This window comes from Mycolicibacterium sphagni, from assembly GCF_002250655.1.
Lineage (GTDB): Bacteria > Actinomycetota > Actinomycetes > Mycobacteriales > Mycobacteriaceae > Mycobacterium > Mycobacterium sphagni.
The window spans coordinates 1-17,880 of record NZ_NOZR01000005.1 but is presented as its reverse complement, the minus strand read 5'-3'; the positions used below and the strand labels follow the sequence as shown (position 1 = coordinate 17,880).

Genomic DNA, 17,880 nt, shown 5'->3' with positions numbered 1-17,880 from the left:
TATGCTCACGGCCAGGCGTTGGCCAAGACCACGCGCTTCGGCCACGGGTTGGTTATGTTCAACCGCAGTGTCGAGGGCGGGCCGAAGCGTGGTCCGTGATGTCGGCGCCGTGAAACTACTGACCCGGAGGTGAAACGTGCGCGGACGCGCGACACGCAACGCAATCGCCGCTAGTTCGGCGCTGCTGGCGGTGCTGGGAATCGCAGGCTGTAACCAGTCCTCTCCGAATGGCGGGAACTCGGCGCAGCCCGATCTGAAAATCGTCGAGCAGGTGCAGATCGACCAGAACGGTGCCGAGGTCAAGTCGGACGCGGGTGCCACCCCGGCGGACCCTGCTGGTGACGGCAAGGCCACCTGCCCGCCGGTGTCGATCGCGATGGCGGGTGCGCTCAACGGGCCCGACGCCGCGCTGGGCATCAACATCAAGGATGGCGTGCAGCTCGCGATCGACAAGCACAATGCGGCCAATCCCGGGTGCCAGGTGCAGCTGAAGCCGTTCGACACCGAGGGCGACCCGCAGAAGGCCACCGCTATCGCGCCGCAGATCGTCAACGACGCGTTCACCATCGGCCTGGTCGGCCCGGCGTTCTCCGGCGAGACCAAGGCCACCGGCGCGGTCTTCGACCAGGCCGGTCTGGTCGCCGCCACCGCGTCTGCGACCAACGTGACGCTCTCCGACCAGGGCTGGAAGACCTTCTTCCGAGGCCTGGCCAACGACGGGGTCCAGGGCCCCTCGGTCGCCAACTACCTGAAGAACACGCTGCAACAGAAGAAGGTGTGCGTCGTCGACGACAGCACCGACTACGGCACCGGCCTGGCGCAGGCGGTCCGTGAGACCCTCGGCCCGGTGGCGGACTCGGCCTGCAACATCTCGGTCAAGAAGGGCGACAAGGACTTCTCGGCGGCGGTCACCCAGGTCAAGGGACAGTCGCCGGACTCGGTGTTCTACAGCGGCTACTACGCCGAGGCGGCTCCGTTCGTGCAGCAGCTGCGCGACGGCGGCTACACCGGCAAGTTCGTCAGCGCCGACGGCACCAAGGATCCGGAGTTCGTCAAGCAGGCCGGCCAGTCGTCCAAGGACGCCATCCTGTCGTGCCCCTGCGGCCCGGCCACCGGTACCTTCGCCGACGAGTACACCAAGAAGTTCGGCCAGGCGCCCGGCACCTACAGCACCGAGGGCTACGACCTCGGCACCGTGCTGCTGAAGGGCATCGACGCCGGCAAGATCACCCGTCCCGACCTGCTGGACTGGGTCAAGAACTACAACGGACAGGGCGTTGCCCGTAAGTACCAGTGGACTGACAAGGGTGAGCTGACAACCACCTTGATCTGGATCTACAAGGTTCAGTAACCAATTCGACGAGGCGCGTCCGGGACCGTAAGGCTCGGACGCGTTCTTGTTTCAGACACCAAGGAGGCCGCCGCAGAAGATGGTCTACGAGTGCATCGGCCAGATCTCGTGTCTTGCGAGCAATATCGGTTTCAATATCGACAATCTGCGAGATGGCTTCTGGCAGTTGAGCATCGACGGACTATCTTGGGGTGCCATCTACGCCCTGGTGGCCGTCGGATACACCCTGGTGTTCGGCGTGCTGCGACTGATCAACTTCGCGCACTCCGAGATCTTCATGCTAGGGATGTTCGGTGCGTACTTCTGCCTGGACATCATCCTGGGTTTCACGCCCAGCGGAAACGCCTACAACAAGGGCGTGCTGTTGACGGTGTTCTATCTCGCTGTCGCCATGCTATTCGCGATGCTGGTATCCGGCGCGGCCGCAATAGGTTTGGAGGCAGTCGCGTATCGACCGCTGCGTCGGCGCAACGCCCGGCCGCTGACGTTCCTGATCACCGCGATCGGGATGTCCTTTGTGCTGCAGGAATTCGTGCATTTCGTGTTGCCCACGATCATCAAGGGGTACGGCGGCAGCAACGCCCAACAGCCAATCATCCTGGTGCAGCCGAAGACCCAGTTCCACGTCTTCGGCGCGACGGTGTCCAACGTGACGATCGTGGTCGTGGTCGCGGCACTGGTGCTCGCGGCGCTCACCGATATCGCGATCAACCGGACGAAGTTCGGCCGGGGGATCCGCGCGGTGGCCCAGGACCCGACTACGGCGACGCTGATGGGGGTATCCCGGGAACGAATCATCATGACAACGTTCCTGATCGGTGGCCTGCTGGCCGGTGCAGCAGCGCTGCTCTACACCCTGAAGGTGCCGCAGGGCATCATCTACTCGGGCGGATTCCTACTGGGAATCAAGGCGTTCTCGGCGGCGGTGCTCGGCGGTATCGGCAACCTGCGCGGGGCGCTGCTGGGCGGCTTGATCCTGGGCGTGATGGAGAACTACGGCCAGGCTGTGTTCGGTACCCAATGGCGTGACGTCGTCGCCTTCGTGTTGCTCGTTCTGGTGCTGCTGATCAGGCCCACCGGGATACTCGGGGAAAGCCTCGGAAAGGCACGCGCATGAGCGACGCTTGCGGAGCGAATCAACAGTGGGCATGCGGCGTCCGAGCCTGCGAGGGGGCTGCATGAGCGACGCTTGCGGAGCGAATCAACAGTGGGCATGCGGCGTCCGAGCCTGCGAGGGGGCCGCATGAGCCACCAGGCACCGCCGGGGAAGTGGAGCAGCAGGCTGCTGGCGCCCGGCGACGGGCTGCGCGGGTGGTGGTCGGGCCTGAGCCGGGTGCAGAAGTGGGGCTTCGGCGTGCTGGGGTTCGCGCTGCTGGCGCTGTCGCCGCTGGCCCCACCGCCCTTCTTGGATACCCCGGGAATCAGCTTCGGCGGCACCATGGCTCAGTTCGCCATGGTCGCGATCATCGCGATCGGGCTCAACGTCGTCGTCGGACAGGCCGGCCTGCTCGACCTTGGCTATGTCGGCTTCTACGCCGTCGGCGCCTATACCGTTGCCCTGCTCACCAGCCCCGACAGCCCGTGGAACCAGCTGAGTGCCACCGGGGCGTTCAGCGACAAATGGGCTTGGCTGTCCTGCGTGCCGATCGCCATGGCGGCCACCGCGCTGGCCGGGTTGATCCTCGGCATCCCCACGTTGCGGTTGCGCGGTGACTACTTGGCAATCGTCACACTGGGTTTCGGTGAGATCATCCGGTTGCTCGCCGACAACCTGTCCGACGTCACCAACGGTTCGCGCGGCCTCAACAAGGTGGCCTACCCGCGTATCGGGGAGAACGAGCATCTGCGCGACGGCGTGTTCTCCAGCGGTAACTCGTCCGGCCACGCGAACTACGGAACGTGGTGGTTCTGGCTCGGTTTGATCCTCATGGTGGGCATCCTGCTGCTGGTCGGCAACCTCGAACGCAGCCGCGCCGGCCGAGCCTGGGTGGCCATCCGGGAGGACGAAGACGCCGCGGAAGTTATGGGCGTCAACACCTTCCGGTTCAAGTTGTGGGCATTCGTCATTGGAGCCGCGATCGGCGGGCTCTCGGGGGCGCTGTACGCCGGCCAAGTGCAGTACGTCGCACCGCCTACGTTCAACATCATCAATTCGATGCTGTTCTTGTGCGCGGTGGTCCTCGGCGGGCAGGGCAACAAGCTTGGCGTGATTTTCGGCGCGTTCGTGATCGTCTATCTGCCCAACCGGCTGCTCGGCGTGCACGTGCTGGGCATCAACCTCGGCGACCTGAAATATCTGTTTTTCGGTCTGACGCTGGTGGTGCTCATGATCTTCCGCCCGCAGGGTCTGTTTCCGGTGCGCCAGCAGCTGCTGACCTACGGCAAACGAGCGCGCCATCTGTTGCGCACCGCCGACGACGACAAGGCCGCAGTATGACCACAGCTGGCGGCGGACCGACCCAAGACGAGCCGAACACCCGGATCGACGAGAGCCTGGCGGTACTGGATCGTGACGTCAAGGTCGCCGAGGGCGAAACCCTTTTGGAGACCAAGGATCTGACCGTGAAGTTCGGCGGCCTCACCGCCCTCGACGCGGTGAGCTTTGGGATCAGGCGCGGCGAGATCCTCGGGCTGATCGGACCCAACGGCGCAGGCAAGACGACCTGCTTCAACGCGATCACCGGCGTGTACCGGCCCAGCGCCGGTTCGGTGACGTTCGACGGGGCGCCGCTGGGACGGATCAAGCGCTATCAGATCACCCGGCGGGGGATTGCCAGGACATTCCAGAACATCCGGCTGTGGGGCGAGATGACCGCCCTGGAGAACGTGGTGGTCGGCACCGACGCGCGGCACAAGACCTCGGTGCCCGGCGCGTTGCTGCGCACACCGCGGCACCGGCGTGAGGAACACGCGGCCATCGAAAAGGCCGCTGCGCTCTTGCAGTTCGTCGGCATAGCGCACCGCGGCGAAGAAAAGGCCAAGAACCTGCCCTACGGAGATCAGCGCCGGCTGGAGATCGCCCGCGCGCTGGCCACCGAGCCGAAGTTGCTGTGCCTGGACGAGCCGGCCGCGGGCTTCAATCCCAGCGAGAAGGCCGCGCTGATCGAACTGATCCAGGCCATCCGCGACGACGGGTACACCGTGCTGCTCATCGAGCACGACATGCGTCTGGTCATGGGTGTCACCGACCGGATCGTGGTCCTGGAATTCGGCCGCAAGATCGCCGACGGTCTGCCCGCCGAGATTCGCGAAGACCCGGCCGTGATCGCTGCCTACCTGGGGGTGCCCGATGACCAGCTCTGAGGCCGAGGTGCTGCTCGACATTCGCGACGCAGTGGTGCACTACGACAGAATCGAAGCGCTGCACGGGGTTTCGCTTCAGGTGCGGCAGGGCGAACTGGTGACGCTGCTGGGGTCCAACGGTGCGGGTAAGACCACCATGATGCGGGCGATCTCCGGTCTGCGCCCGCTGACGTCGGGATCGATATGGTTCGAAGGCCGTGACATCAGCCGGGTCAAAGCTCACCAGCGAGCCATCGAGGGACTGATCCAGGCCCCCGAGGGGCGAGGTGTGTTCCCCGGCATGAGTGTCACCGAGAACCTCGAAATGGGTTGCTACGGGCGTAAATTCGATAGCAAGGCTGATCGCCTTGAGCGGCTGGACTGGGTATTCGAGACCTTCCCCCGACTGGCAGAGCGCCGGACCCAGGTGGGCGGCACCCTGTCCGGCGGGGAACAGCAGATGCTGGCTATCGGGCGGGCATTGATGGCACGGCCCCGAGTGCTGCTGCTCGACGAGCCGTCGATGGGCCTGGCGCCGATGATCATCTCGCAGATCTTCAAGATCATCTCCGAGATCAACGCGGAGGGCACCACCGTGCTGCTGGTCGAGCAGAATGCGCAGCAGGCGCTGAGCCGATCCGATCGCGCCTACATCCTGGAGACCGGGACGGTGACGCGTAGCGGTCCGGCACGGGAGTTGTTGGCCGACGACAGTATTCGCGCGGCCTACCTCGGGGTGGCCTGAGTTACTCGGAGAGTTTGGTCAGCAGCAGATACGCGCTCGTCAACCCGCCGATAATGGCCACGCATGTGGTGGGCAGCAGCGTGTAGGGAGCCCAATGCACACCGGCCAGCAGAAGCGCACCCGTCAGCGCAATGCCCACCGCGGTGGTGACATTCGGGTTGACCCGCTTGAGGATTTGGCCCAATGAGTTGTCGGCGGCACCAGCCGCGGCCGATCGGTCGAGGAGGATCAACAGCGTGGCCGCACCAGCAGCCAGCACGATGAGCTCGGCGCCGATCACCCGATCTGGTTGCGATGGCACGGCCAGGACGACCGCCAAGAGCAGGAGCGTGGCGAACACCACCAGCGTCTGGGCGGCCCGGTCACGAAGGCTCGCCGAGCTCCCGAGCCGAGCTGCATGAATCGATATCGCAACGAAGAGCAATCCGACGAGCGCGCCGCCGACACCGCCGACGATGACGGCGAAAGTGTCCCAACCCAGCATCAGTCGACTCTAGAGAGGACCCGCGGACCATGCTCGGTGATGGCGATTGTGTGCTCAGAGTGCGCGGTGTTGGAGCCGTCGGCAGAGCGCAGCGTCCAGCCATCCGGGTCGACGGTCAGTTGCTTACTGCCACGTCCCCACCACGGCTCCAGCGCCAGGGTCAGACCCGGCTGCAGTACCAGCCCCCGTCCTCGCCGGCCGCGATTGGGGACGTGCGGATCCTCGTGCATTGTTCGGCCCAGGCCATGGCCGCCGAAGTCGGTGTTGACCGCGTAGCCCGCCGCGGCCGCGACTTCGCCGATGGCCGCCGAGATATCGCCCAGATGACCACCGGGAACTGCGGCCGCGATACCGGCCTCCAGCGCCTTTCTGGTGGAATCGATCAGCGCGATGTCGGCCGGGTCCGGGTTGTCGCCGACGACGACGGTGACGGCGGAGTCGGCGACCCAGCCGTCGATCGACACCGCAAAGTCCATTTTGAGCACGTCGCCGTCGCGCAGCACGTAATCCCATGGAAGCCCGTGCAGCACAGCATCATTGACGGACAAGCAGATGACATTGCGGAAGGGGCCACGGCCGAATGAAGGCGAGTAGTCCCAGTAGCACGATGTCGCGCCACGATCGTTGACCAGTGCCCGCGCCTGGTGCTCCAGCTGCATCAGGTTCACCCCGGGCTCGGCGCTGCGCGCCAGCGTCGCGAGCGTGGTCGCCACGAATTGACCGGTGACGGCCATCCGGTCGATTTCTTTGGCGGTCTTGAGTTCGATCATCCGTGGCAGCTCCTTCCGGTGCCTTTATACCTAACGATCGACGTGGAACCGCTTGATGCGTGACGTCGCGCGGCCGTCAGGGTCACGGAGCTGCGGCCTCGGTGGCTTTGCCCTCGACCGCAGGTTCTCGTACGTAGATCGTCAGCGCCCCGTCGTCGGCCGTCTAACGGGCGACGACCACCGAGGAGCCATGGCCGAACAGGCCCTGGTTGGCGGTGACGCCGACCTTGGCGCCTTCGACCTGACGGCCGGTGGCCTGCCCCTTGAGCTGCCAGGTCAATTCACACACCTGCGCGATGGCTTGGGCGGGGATGGCTTCGCCGAAGCTGGCCAGGCCGCCTGAGGCGTTGACCGGAACCCGGCCACCGATCGTGGTGGCACCGCTGCGCAGCAGCTGTTCGGCCTCGCCCTTGGCGCACAGCCCGAGGTGCTCGTACCAGTCGAGTTCGAGCGCGGTGGACAGGTCGTAGACCTCGGCCAGCGACAGGTCCTCGGGACCGATACCGGCCTCGGCATAGGCGGCATCGAGGATCTGGTCCTTGAACACCCGCTCCGGGCCCGGCACCACCGCGGTGGAATCCGTTGCGATATCCGGCAATTCGGGCAGATGCTGCGGGTACTGGGGGCTCTGCAAGCTGACCGCGCGTACCGACGGCACACCGGCGACCGACCCGAGGTGCTTCTCGGCGAACGCCTTGCTCGCCACGATCAGCGCGGCGGCGCCATCGGAGGTGGCGCAAATGTCCAGCAGCCGAAGCGGATCGGAGACCACCGGGCTGGCCAGCACGTCCTCGACGCTGGCTTCCTTGCGGTAGCGGGCGTACGGGTTGTTCAGCCCGTGGCGGGCGTTTTTGACCTTCACGTTGGCGAAGTCTTCGAGGGTGGCGCCATAGAGATCCATCCGTCGTCGCGCCAGCAGCGCGAAGTACACAGTGTTGGTGGCGCCAATCAGGTGGAAACGCTGCCAGTCGGGATCATTGCGCCGCTCGCCGCCGACCGGGGCGAAGAAACCCTTTGGTGTGGTGTCGGCGCCGATGACCAGGGCTACGTCGATCAGCCCGGCCAGGATCTGGGCGCGCGCGCTCTGCAGTGCTTGCGAGCCGCTGGCGCAGGCCGCGTAGCTCGAGGTGACGGGCACGCCGTTCCAGCCGAGTTTCTGGGCGAACGTCGCGCCGGCCACGAAGCCCGGGTAGCCGTTGCGGATGGTGTCGGCGCCAGCCACCAACTGAATCTGGCGCCAGTCCAAGCCGGCCTCGGCCAGCGCCGCGCGGGCGGCCACCACGCCGTATTCGGTGAAGTCGCGTCCCCACTTGCCCCACGGGTGCATGCCCGCGCCCAGGATGTAGACCGGGTCAGGAGTTCCTGCACTCATTTCGCAATCTCCCAGGCGTAGGTGAGGCGCTCGACGCCGTCGTCGTCGGTGTAGAGCGGCATGGTGGTCAATTCGACCTCCATGCCGACCTTGAGGTCAGCGGCCAGTGTCCCCTCGACTACCTTGCCCAACACGATCAGCCCCTCGTCGGTCAACTGCACCGCGGCGACCGCGAACGGTTCGAACGGGTCGGGCGACGGGTAGGGCGGCGGCGGTGCGTAGCGGTTCTCGGTGTAGCTCCACACCGTGCCGCGCCGGGACAGTGCGACGGCGTCGAGCACGTCACTGTCACACCCGGGATTGGGGCAGTTGTTGGCCCGCGGCGGGAAAACGTAGGTGCCGCACTGCGGGCACTTGCCGCCGATCAGGTGGGGCACACCGGCGTCGTCGTGGTCCCACCAACCCTCGATCGCCGGTAGTTGGGTGGGGGCGTCTGGAGAAGCTGGCACGAGGCCCATCGTAGGCGATTGCGATCACCCAACTGAAACGTGTTGCAGTTTGTGCCAGCGCTGGTTGTCGACCGAATCATTGTCACCGCGATTCGGGGATGCGTTGTCATGCGCGCCTGCTCCGCGCCGTATCCGAACGATAGGCACTGGTGACGCGGTCGAGGTCCGCGGTGCCTTCGCTGAACGCATGGTGCATCTGCCGATTGGCGGCGACCACTTCGGTGGTTTCTGGTCTGCGCTGGTCCTCGTAGCGGAGTAAGCCGGCTAAGCCGCCCACGGCGTACTCGTCGGCCAGTACCCGAGCGTCGACGATGGCCTGCGATCCGCCGTTCGCGCCCACCGGGTACATCGGGTGAGCCGCGTCGCCCAGTAGGGTGACCCTCCCGACGCCCCAGTAGGCCAACGGGTTTCGGTCCACCATGGGGTAGCGGAAGATGTTCTCGGTGCGGGCGACCAGTGCGTCGAGGTCCAGCCAGTTCAGCCTCCACCGGGTCAGGTGCCGGCTGACCTCGGCTGGTTCGGCCGCCAGGTTCCACTGCGCATCGCCGTCGAGCTCTCCGGGGTCACCGGTTGGCACCTGCAGTACCCAGTTGACCAGGCCGCCGCCGATCGGGTAGGTCACTAAGTCGACCCCGTTGTCGCCCTTGATGATCGCCATGGTGCTCCCGTCCAGGAACGCCGGCATCGACGCAGCGCCGCGGTACATCGTGATTCCCGCCCACATCAGCGGGTCGGGGCCGGGATGCAACGCCGCGCGCACCGTCGAGCCGATTCCGTCAGCGCCGATCAGTGCGGCACCGGACAAAGTCCCCGCCGTGGTCCTCACCTGGACACGGTCGGAATCCTGAATGAACCCGTCGACAGTGGTGCCGGCGCGCACCGCGATACCGCCAAGGCGGCTGCGCACCGCCTCGAGCAGCAGCATCTGCAAGCGGCCGCGGTGGACCGAGAGCTGCGGATGGGGATCGCCGGCGGCGAGTCCGCGCGGCTCACGGAACAAGAGCTCGCCGGTGTGGTCGTAGAAACAGATGGAATGTGGCGCGGCAGCGATGTCGCGCAACGCGTCACCCAAGCCGAGGTTGGTGAGTTCACGCACGGCGTGCGGCAACAGGTTGATGCCCACTCCAATGGGCCGCAGTGTCGGGGTGCGGTCCATGATCGTGGCGTCGATGCCGCGGGCGTGCAACGCCAGCGCGGTGGTCAGGCCGCCGATTCCGGCTCCGGCGATGAGAACAGTGTCGTGGGGCATGGCTTCAGGGTCGGCGTCCGCCGATGATAAGTCCAATACATCTTTGTTGCTGAAACTATAAGCTGTGATTATGGAACTGCGTCAGCTCGAATACTTCATCGCGGTCGTAGAGGAAGCGAACTTCACCCGCGCGGCCGAGCGGGAGCGCGTCGCCCAGCCGGCGGTCAGTGCTCAGATCTCCCGGCTGGAGCGCGAAGTCGGCCAGCCGTTGCTGGATCGCACCCGCCGCGAGGTGCGTCCGACCGCAGCCGGCGCGGCGATGCTGCCGTATGCCAGGGCTGCGTTGGCGGCAATCGCCGGCGCACGCGCCGCGGTGGACGAGGTCGCCTCGCTTGTTCGTGGATCGGTCGCCATCGGCACGGTCACCGCCCACGATGTCGACATGCCGGGCCTGCTGGCCGATTTCCACCGGGCCCATCCCTACGTCGACGTCACTCTCGGCACCGACGACACCGCCCGGTTGGTGGACAGCGTGCAGTCCGGCAGGCTCGACGCCGCGATCATCTCGGTCGGTGCCGACACGTTGCCGGACGGGCTCGACGGTCTTGTGGTGACCGACGAGCCGATTGTCGGCGCGGTGGCCGCGGATGACGAGTGGGCAGCCCGTCGCTCGATCACCTTGGCCGATCTGGCCGAACGCACCGTCATTGCGCTCCCCAGCGGCACCGGCATCCGGCGACAACTCGACAACGCCTGTGCGGCAGCAGGTCTCAGCCTCCGGGTGGCGCTCGAGGCCAGCACGCCGTTGGCCCTTGCCGACTTCGCCGAGCGGGGGCTCGGTGTCGCGGTGCTGCCACAGATGGTGGCGGCGTCCCGGGCAGGGCTGCACCCGCTGCCGATCACTCCGCCGCTTCGCGGCCGCCTGGTATTCGCCTGGCGCGCTGACGGCCCGATGAGCCCGGCGTCGCGGGTCCTCATCGGAATGGCCCGGGACCGTCTGGCTGTCGGAGCGGGTGCCTAGAGTTAGGGGCGTGAGCCCCGCCAAGACAGCGACCGACACCCCCGAGGCCAAGCGAGGCGCCGACACCAAGCCGACCTTGATGCTGCTGGACGGTAACTCGCTGGCGTTCCGGGCCTTCTACGCGCTGCCCGCCGAGAACTTCAAAACCAAGAACGGGCTGACCACCAACGCGGTGTATGGCTTCACCGCCATGCTGATCAACCTGCTGCGCGATGAGCAGCCCACCCATGTCGCGGCGGCGTTCGACGTGTCCCGGCAGACCTTCCGCTCCGAGCGTTACCCCGAATACAAGGCCAACCGCTCGGCCACGCCAGACGAGTTCCGCGGCCAGATCGAGATCACGAAGGAAGTACTGGCGGCGCTGGGCATCACGGTGCTAGCCGAGCCCGGCTTCGAGGCCGACGACATCATCGCAACCCTCGCGACACAGGCCGAGCAAGAGGCCTACCGGGTGTTGGTGGTCACCGGCGACCGGGACTCACTGCAACTCGTCAGCCCCGACGTGACAGTGCTCTACCCACGCAAGGGTGTCAGTGACCTGACCCGCTTCACTCCGGAGGCCGTGGTGGAGAAGTACGGGCTCACCCCGGCCCAGTACCCGGACTTCGCGGCACTGCGCGGCGACCCCAGCGACAACCTGCCCGGTATACCGGGGGTGGGGGAGAAGACCGCCGCCAAGTGGATCGTGGAGTACGGCTCGCTGCAGGGGCTGGTCGACAACGTCGACACCGTGCGCGGCAAGGTCGGAGACTCGTTGCGCGACAACCTATCCAGCGTCGTGCTCAACCGAGAGCTCACCGACCTGGTCAAGGACGTCCCGCTACCGCAGACCCCGGACACCCTGCGACTCCAACCCTGGGACCGCGACCAGATCCACCGGCTGTTCGACGATCTCGAATTCCGGGTCCTGCGCGACCGGCTGTTCGACACGCTGGCCGCCGTCGAACCCGAGGTCGACGAGGGCTTCGACGTCCGCGGCGGTGCACTGGAACCGGGCACGGTGGCCGCCTGGCTGGCCGAACACGCGGCCGACGGTGCCCGTTCCGGACTCGCTGTCGTAGGCACCCACCAGGTTTTCGATGGAGACGCCACCGCGCTGGCCATCGCCACCGCCGATGGCGACGGCGCCTACATCGACACCGCCGGCCTGACCCCCGACGACGAGGCCGCGCTGGGGGCCTGGCTGGCCGATCCGAATGCGCCGAAGGTGTTGCACGAAGCCAAGATCGCCATTCACGATCTGGCCGGTCGGGGCTGGCAGTTGGCCGGCGTCACGTCCGATACCGCCCTGGCGGCGTACCTGGTGCGGCCGGGTCAGCGCAGCTTCGCTCTCGATGACCTGTCCCTGCGCTACTTACGCCGCGAGCTGCGCGCCGACAATCCTGAGCAACAACAACTTTCGCTGCTCGACGACAGCGAGGGCGTCGATGACCAGGCGGTCCAGACCGTGATCCTGCGGGCCCGCGCAGTCGCCGACCTGGCCGACGCGCTGGACGCGGAACTGGACCGCATCGACTCGTCGCCTCTGCTGGGCCAGATGGAGCTGCCGGTGCAGGTGACCCTGGCCGGGATGGAAACTGCCGGGATCGCGGTGGATCTGGACAAGCTCGACACCCTGCAGCGCGAATTCGGTGAGCAGATCCGGGTCGCTGCCGACGCCGCCTACGAACTGATCGGCAAGCAGATCAACCTCGGCTCGCCCAAGCAGTTGCAGGTGGTGCTGTTCGACGAGCTCGGCATGCCGAAGACCAAACGCACCAAGACCGGTTACACCACCGACGCCGATGCCCTGCAGTCACTGTTCGACAAGACCGCCCACCCGTTCCTCGAGCACCTGCTGGCCCACCGCGACGCCACCCGGCTCAAGGTCACCGTCGACGGGCTGCTGAAGTCGGTGGCCGCCGACGAGCGGATCCACACCACGTTCAACCAGACCATCGCTGCGACTGGCAGGCTCTCGTCTACCGAGCCGAACCTGCAGAACATCCCCATCCGCACCGACGCGGGCCGGGAGATCCGGGATGCGTTCATCGTGGGCGACGGGTACGCCGAGCTGATGACCGCGGACTACAGCCAGATCGAGTTGCGGATCATGGCGCACCTGTCCAAGGACGAAGGGCTCATCGAAGCGTTCAACACCGGTGAGGACCTGCACTCCTTCGTCGCGTCCCGGGCCTTCGGGGTGCCGATCGACGAGGTGACGCCCGAGCTGCGGCGCCGGGTCAAGGCCATGTCGTACGGCCTGGCCTACGGGCTGAGCGCCTACGGGCTGGCCTCACAGCTGAAGATCTCCACCGAAGAGGCCAAGGTCCAGATGGACCAGTACTTCGCCCGGTTCGGCGGGGTGCGCGACTACCTGCGCGACATCGTCGACCAAGCCCGCAAGGACGGCTACACGTCCACGGTATTCGGCCGGCGCCGCTACCTGCCCGAGTTGGACAGCAGCAACCGGCAACTGCGCGAGGCCGCCGAGCGGGCCGCGCTCAATGCGCCGATCCAGGGCAGCGCCGCCGACATCATCAAGGTCGCGATGGTCCAGGTCGACGAGGCGTTGCGCACTTCCGGGCTGAATTCACGGATGCTGCTACAGGTGCACGACGAACTGCTGCTCGAAGTGGCCGAAGGGGAGCGGGACGCTGTCGAGGAGCTGGTCCGCGACAAAATGGGCGGCGCCTATCCGCTCGATGTCGCGCTCGAGGTATCCGTCGGATACGGCCGCAGCTGGGACGCCGCGGCGCACTAAACGGCCGGTCGGTAGCCGTTGAGCCAGTGCAGCGCAGGTCCGGCGGCAACGCGGGCGGCGACGACCCCGTCGACCTCCAGCTGCTGCAGGGCGAACACCCGAGCGTCACCGAATCCGCGGTCGATGCGGTCGCGGACGAAGGCCAGCTCGACCACCTGGATGGCGAATTTCTTCACCGCGCGCCCGGCAGGACGCCCGCCGAATCCGGTGGCTCCGGCTACCACCTGCTTGCGGGTGCGGATCGACCCCAGCCAGCCGGCTTCCGCCGGGGTCACTAGGCCCGCCGCGACCATGCCTGGCAGCTTCTCGGCCACAATGCGCTGCTCGCGGCGGCGACTGCGGACGGCCAGCGTGATCGCCAGCGCGAACACCGGCATCATCCAGGCCACGTACAGGCCGAAGTAGGCGCCGGGCCCGAGCAGCGCCGAGCCGTTCCACAACCCGTGCATGATCACCGCAGCGAGATAGCCGAGCAGCACGCAGCCGGCCTTCGAAAGCCAATTGCGTTGCTGCAGAGCGAAATACACACCGATACCGGTGAACGTGGTGAACAGCGGATGGGCGAACGGCCCCATGACCAGACGCATCCCCGCGGTGAGCAGTGAGTCGGCGAGCGTCGTGCCGTCGGCGATGTAGAAGATGTTCTCCAGCCATGCGAACCCGACCGCCGTCACGCCGGCGTAGACCAGGCAGTCAGTCAGCGAATTGAGTTCATTGCGCCGCACACCTGTCATCATCAGCAGCAGGAACAGACCCTTGGCGGCTTCCTCGATCACCGGAGCGCCGAACGCGATGGTGATCGGGCTGGACTCGGTCCCGCCGTTGTTCACCGCGGCGTCGAAGATCATCTCCAGCCCCACCGAGACCACGACCGCCACGGATGCACCCCACAAGAACGCCAGGATCAGCAGCCGGGGCGGTTCCGGTTCCCAGCGGTCCAGCCATAGATAGGCCAGCAGAACCAGTGTCATCGCGACCGTGGCCAGGACGAATCCGATCGTCGTGCCGACCGGGTTCACCGCGGTCAGCAGCACCAGGATCAGGCCGGCGATGGTGCCGAGGATGATGATGACCGCCAGGGGTGCGCCAACCTTGCGGATCGGCCGAGGCAGCGGCGGCGGAAGCGGGTAGGACACCCCAGCAGGTTAATCGCCCATAAGGGCCTCACAGACCCGGGTTTGTCCAGCGTGCGCCTAGTCGAGTAAGCTCTGACGGTACCTGTGTGCACTTTGCGGGTACATCACCACAGACACCATCGTCCAAAGAACTGTCCCTACGATTCAAGCTGTCCGGAGCAACCCAACAATATGCCAAGTCCCGTCGCCACCTCGCCGCAAGTAGCCCTCAATGACATCGGCTCAGCGGAGGATTTTCTCGCCGCCATCGACAAGACCATCAAATACTTCAACGATGGCGACATCGTCGAAGGGACCATCGTCAAGGTTGACCGTGATGAAGTCTTGCTCGACATCGGCTACAAGACCGAAGGTGTCATACCTTCCCGCGAACTCTCCATCAAGCACGACGTCGACCCCAATGAGGTTGTGTCCGTCGGCGATGAGGTAGAGGCCCTGGTTCTCACCAAAGAGGACAAAGAAGGCCGCCTGATCCTGTCCAAGAAGCGCGCTCAGTACGAGCGTGCCTGGGGCACCATCGAGGCTCTCAAGGAGAAGGACGAGGCCGTCAAGGGCACCGTCATCGAGGTCGTCAAGGGCGGCCTGATCCTCGATATCGGCCTGCGCGGCTTCCTGCCCGCGTCGCTGGTCGAGATGCGCCGTGTCCGCGATCTGCAGCCGTACATCGGCAAGGAGATCGAGGCCAAGATCATCGAGCTGGACAAGAACCGCAACAACGTGGTGCTGTCCCGTCGCGCCTGGCTGGAGCAGACCCAGTCCGAGGTTCGCAGCGAGTTCCTCAACCAGCTGCAGAAGGGCGCCATCCGCAAGGGTGTCGTGTCCTCGATCGTCAACTTCGGCGCGTTCGTCGACCTCGGTGGGGTCGACGGCCTGGTGCACGTCTCCGAGCTGTCTTGGAAGCACATCGATCACCCGTCCGAGGTGGTTCAGGTGGGCGACGAGGTCACCGTCGAGGTGCTCGACGTCGACATGGACCGCGAGCGGGTTTCGTTGTCGCTCAAGGCCACTCAGGAAGATCCGTGGCGCCACTTCGCCCGCACCCACGCGATCGGCCAGATTGTGCCGGGCAAGGTCACCAAGCTGGTGCCGTTCGGTGCGTTCGTCCGTGTCGAAGAGGGCATCGAGGGGCTGGTGCACATCTCCGAGCTGGCCGAGCGCCACGTCGAGGTGCCGGATCAGGTCGTGCAGGTCGGCGACGACGCCATGGTCAAGGTCATCGACATCGACCTGGAGCGCCGCCGCATCTCGCTGAGCCTCAAGCAGGCCAACGAGGACTACACCGAGGAGTTCGACCCCTCGAAGTACGGCATGGCCGACAGCTACGACGACGCCGGCAACTACATCTTCCCCGAGGGCTTCGATCCCGAGACCAACGAATGGCTCGAGGGCTTCGACAAGCAGCGCACCGAGTGGGAGGCCCGCTACGCCGAGGCCGAGCGCCGGCACAAGATGCACACCACGCAGATGGAGAAGTTCGCCGCTGCCGAGGCCGAAGCAGCCAGCCGGCCGGCAACGTCCAACGGCTCGTCGTCTTCGTCGTCCTCGAGCTCGGGTGAGTCGGCCGGCGGTTCGCTGGCCAGCGACGCCCAGCTCGCGGCTCTTCGCGAGAAGCTGGCAGGCAACGCTTAATCGGGCTGCCTGACAACTCCATTCGATGCTGCGCATCGGTTTGACCGGCGGTATTGGCGCCGGAAAGTCGACGGTGTCCGCCACATTCTCTGAATGTGGCGGCATCGTCGTCGATGGGGACGTCATCTCCCGCGAGGTTGTCCAGCCCGGCACGGAAGGGCTGACCAAGCTCGTCGACGCGTTCGGCGCGCAGATCCTCCTGCCCGATGGTGCGCTGGATCGGCCGGCGCTGGCCGCGATCGCGTTCAGCGACGAGGAGAAGCGCCAAACTCTCAACGGCATCGTCCATCCGCTGGTCGCGACGCGACGCTCGGAGCTGATCGCGGCCGCCGGCGAGGATGCGGTGATCGTCGAGGACATCCCGTTGCTGGTCGAGTCGCAGATGGCGCCGATGTTCCCGCTGGTCGTCGTCGTTAACGCCGACCCCGAGCTCCGGGTGAAGCGACTCATCGACTACCGCGGTTTCTCCGAGGCCGACGCCAGGGCCCGGATCGCCGCACAGGCGACCGAAGAACAACGACGGCTGGTCGCGGACGTCTGGCTGGACAACTCCGGCACCGCGGGCCGGCTCGTCGAGCATGCCCGTGAGCTGTGGTATCAGCGCATTCTCCCGTTCGCGCACAATCTCACCACCCGCAATCCGGTGCACGGTCCGCCGGAGCTGGTGCCGTCCGATCCCAGCTGGCCCGATCAGGCCCGGCGGATCCTGGCCCGGCTCAACACCACCTGCGGGCACCGGGCCCTGCGGATCGACCACATCGGATCGACAGCGGTGCCCGGCATGGACGCCAAGGACGTCATCGACGTCCAGGTGACGGTGGCTTCCCTCGAGGTGGCCGACGAACTCGCCGAGGACCTGCTGCGCGCCGGCTATCCACGGGTCGAGTCGATATCGTCTGATGTGCCCAAGGCGGGTACCGATCCAGCCTTGTGGCACAAGCGTTTTCATGCCTCCGGTGATCCAGATCGGCCGACAAATGTGCATATCCGGGTCGACGGCTGGCCCAATCAGCGGTTCGCGCTGCTGTTGGTGGACTGGCTGACCGCCAACCCCGATGCGCAGGCCGACTATCTGGCGGTCAAGCGATCGGCGGCCCGGCACTCCGATATCGGCGCCTACGCCGAGGCCAAAGAGCCGTGGTTCCTCGACGCCTACCAGCGTGCGTGGGCGTGGGCCGACACCACCGGCTGGACGCCGCGGACCTGACGTCGCGCCCGGCGGCGATCAGCGGCGTTCCAGGATCAGCAACGGGATTTCCCGGGACGTATTGCGCTGGTAGCCCGCATATCCCTGGTAGGCCTTGACCACGTGGGGCCACAACTCGACTCGTTCTTCCGGGCTGGCAGTGCGGGCCAGCATCGGAACGGTCGCTCCGTCAACGGTCACCGCGACAGCTGGGTTGGCCATCGCGTTCTTGTACCAGTCGGGGTGATCTTGGTGCCCACCCTTGGATGCCACCACGACGATGCGGTCGTCGTCGTGGACCGGGGATGTCAACAGGTTGGCGTATGGCTTACCGGATTTGCGGCCGACGGTATGCAACTCGACGGGCAACATACCCATCACAGTGCGCGGGTAGCGGCCGCCTGTCAGCGCGAGCAGCAGCCGGTGACCGTTCTCCAGCAGCCAGGCGCCGGCCTCGGCGACACGATTGGGTTTGTGCACGTACCCAGCGTATCGGCTAGGTCGGCGGCGGCGGGGGTGGTGG

Annotated in this window: 16 protein-coding genes; 9 read left to right on the top strand and 7 right to left on the bottom strand. The window is 66.2% G+C overall.

All coding sequences use genetic code 11. From position 1 onward, the window contains the following. Nucleotides 1–136 precede the first annotated feature (136 nt). The 5 genes from CG716_RS07245 to CG716_RS07225 all read left to right on the top strand — a co-directional run bounded on the left by CG716_RS07245 (nt 137) and on the right by CG716_RS07225 (nt 5,378). A complete protein-coding gene (locus CG716_RS07245; RefSeq protein ID WP_094477953.1) occupies nt 137–1,351 on the top strand; it encodes a branched-chain amino acid ABC transporter substrate-binding protein in 1,215 nt (404 codons plus the stop codon). 79 nt (nt 1,352–1,430) lie between these two features. Continuing rightward, entirely contained in the window at nt 1,431–2,468 is a 1,038-nt protein-coding gene (locus CG716_RS07240; protein WP_094477951.1) for a branched-chain amino acid ABC transporter permease, read from the top strand. A 126-nt stretch (nt 2,469–2,594) separates the two neighbouring features. Next, complete coding sequence (locus tag CG716_RS07235) at nt 2,595–3,788, top strand: branched-chain amino acid ABC transporter permease (protein ID WP_094477949.1); 1,194 nt, start codon at nt 2,595–2,597, stop codon at nt 3,786–3,788. After that, nucleotides 3,785–4,654, top strand: a complete 870-nt coding sequence (locus CG716_RS07230; protein WP_094477947.1) for an ABC transporter ATP-binding protein — start codon at nt 3,785–3,787, stop codon at nt 4,652–4,654. Before CG716_RS07235 ends, CG716_RS07230 begins: the two co-directional genes overlap by 4 nt. Beyond that, nucleotides 4,641–5,378 (top strand): ABC transporter ATP-binding protein, encoded by a 738-nt coding sequence (locus CG716_RS07225; RefSeq protein ID WP_094477945.1) that lies wholly within the window; start codon nt 4,641–4,643, stop codon nt 5,376–5,378. The genes CG716_RS07230 and CG716_RS07225 overlap by 14 nt, the downstream gene beginning before the upstream one ends. A 1-nt stretch (nt 5,379) precedes the next feature. Here CG716_RS07225 and CG716_RS07220 read toward each other — a convergent pair whose 3' ends face one another. From CG716_RS07220 to CG716_RS07195, 5 genes are all read right to left on the bottom strand, one after another. After that, entirely contained in the window at nt 5,380–5,862 is a 483-nt protein-coding gene (locus tag CG716_RS07220; protein WP_094477943.1) for a hypothetical protein, read from the bottom strand. Then, nucleotides 5,862–6,632 (bottom strand): type I methionyl aminopeptidase, encoded by a 771-nt coding sequence (gene map, locus CG716_RS07215; RefSeq protein WP_094477941.1) that lies wholly within the window; start codon nt 6,630–6,632, stop codon nt 5,862–5,864. Before map ends, CG716_RS07220 begins: the two co-directional genes overlap by 1 nt. 163 nt (nt 6,633–6,795) lie before the next feature. Beyond that, on the bottom strand, nt 6,796–8,004 hold the full coding sequence (locus tag CG716_RS07205) for a lipid-transfer protein (RefSeq protein ID WP_094477939.1): 1,209 nt from the start codon (nt 8,002–8,004) through the stop codon (nt 6,796–6,798). Beyond that, nucleotides 8,001–8,453: a Zn-ribbon domain-containing OB-fold protein gene (locus CG716_RS07200; protein ID WP_094478375.1), complete on the bottom strand. Its 453-nt coding sequence runs from the start codon at nt 8,451–8,453 to the stop codon at nt 8,001–8,003. Before CG716_RS07200 ends, CG716_RS07205 begins: the two co-directional genes overlap by 4 nt. A gap of 106 nt (nt 8,454–8,559) precedes the next feature. Beyond that, complete coding sequence (locus tag CG716_RS07195) at nt 8,560–9,702, bottom strand: FAD-dependent monooxygenase (protein WP_094477937.1); 1,143 nt, start codon at nt 9,700–9,702, stop codon at nt 8,560–8,562. 70 nt (nt 9,703–9,772) lie between these two features. Between CG716_RS07195 and CG716_RS07190 the strand changes: the two genes are divergently transcribed. Continuing rightward, a complete protein-coding gene (locus CG716_RS07190; RefSeq protein ID WP_094477935.1) occupies nt 9,773–10,663 on the top strand; it encodes a LysR family transcriptional regulator in 891 nt (296 codons plus the stop codon). A gap of 10 nt (nt 10,664–10,673) precedes the next feature. Further along, the gene (gene polA, locus CG716_RS07185; RefSeq protein WP_094477933.1) at nt 10,674–13,406 is read left to right on the top strand and encodes a DNA polymerase I; all 2,733 of its coding nucleotides are present in this window, start codon (nt 10,674–10,676) and stop codon (nt 13,404–13,406) included. Here the strand turns inward: polA and CG716_RS07180 are convergent. Beyond that, a complete protein-coding gene (locus CG716_RS07180; RefSeq protein ID WP_094477931.1) occupies nt 13,403–14,542 on the bottom strand; it encodes a PrsW family intramembrane metalloprotease in 1,140 nt (379 codons plus the stop codon). The two genes, polA and CG716_RS07180, sit on opposite strands and share 4 nt — an antisense overlap. Before the next feature lie 171 nt (nt 14,543–14,713). On the opposite strand from CG716_RS07180, the gene rpsA reads away from it, so the two are divergent. After that, nucleotides 14,714–16,171, top strand: a complete 1,458-nt coding sequence (gene rpsA, locus CG716_RS07175) for a 30S ribosomal protein S1 (protein WP_094477929.1) — start codon at nt 14,714–14,716, stop codon at nt 16,169–16,171. A gap of 25 nt (nt 16,172–16,196) precedes the next feature. Continuing rightward, on the top strand, nt 16,197–17,378 hold the full coding sequence (gene coaE / locus CG716_RS07170; protein WP_094477927.1) for a dephospho-CoA kinase: 1,182 nt from the start codon (nt 16,197–16,199) through the stop codon (nt 17,376–17,378). Between the two features lie 18 nt (nt 17,379–17,396). On the opposite strand, the gene CG716_RS07165 is transcribed toward coaE, so the two are convergent. Next, nucleotides 17,397–17,837, bottom strand: coding sequence for a nitroreductase/quinone reductase family protein (locus CG716_RS07165; RefSeq protein ID WP_094477925.1), 441 nt, complete (start codon nt 17,835–17,837; stop codon nt 17,397–17,399). Between the last annotated feature and the right edge of the window lie 43 nt (nt 17,838–17,880).

What these genes read in the sequence shown, in the direction of transcription:
- CG716_RS07190 (WP_094477935.1), top strand. Translation starts at nt 9,773, where the DNA reads ATGGAACTGCGTCAGCTCGAATACTTCATCGCGGTCGTAGAGGAAGCG.
- rpsA (WP_094477929.1), top strand. Translation starts at nt 14,714, where the DNA reads ATGCCAAGTCCCGTCGCCACCTCGCCGCAAGTAGCCCTCAATGACATC.
- map (WP_094477941.1), bottom strand. Translation starts at nt 6,632, where the DNA reads ATGATCGAACTCAAGACCGCCAAAGAAATCGACCGGATGGCCGTCACC.
- CG716_RS07235 (WP_094477949.1), top strand. Translation starts at nt 2,595, where the DNA reads ATGAGCCACCAGGCACCGCCGGGGAAGTGGAGCAGCAGGCTGCTGGCG.
- CG716_RS07230 (WP_094477947.1), top strand. Translation starts at nt 3,785, where the DNA reads ATGACCACAGCTGGCGGCGGACCGACCCAAGACGAGCCGAACACCCGG.
- CG716_RS07225 (WP_094477945.1), top strand. Translation starts at nt 4,641, where the DNA reads ATGACCAGCTCTGAGGCCGAGGTGCTGCTCGACATTCGCGACGCAGTG.
- CG716_RS07195 (WP_094477937.1), bottom strand. Translation starts at nt 9,702, where the DNA reads ATGCCCCACGACACTGTTCTCATCGCCGGAGCCGGAATCGGCGGCCTG.
- coaE (WP_094477927.1), top strand. Translation starts at nt 16,197, where the DNA reads ATGCTGCGCATCGGTTTGACCGGCGGTATTGGCGCCGGAAAGTCGACG.
- CG716_RS07240 (WP_094477951.1), top strand. Translation starts at nt 1,431, where the DNA reads ATGGTCTACGAGTGCATCGGCCAGATCTCGTGTCTTGCGAGCAATATC.
- CG716_RS07220 (WP_094477943.1), bottom strand. Translation starts at nt 5,862, where the DNA reads ATGCTGGGTTGGGACACTTTCGCCGTCATCGTCGGCGGTGTCGGCGGC.
- CG716_RS07205 (WP_094477939.1), bottom strand. Translation starts at nt 8,004, where the DNA reads ATGAGTGCAGGAACTCCTGACCCGGTCTACATCCTGGGCGCGGGCATG.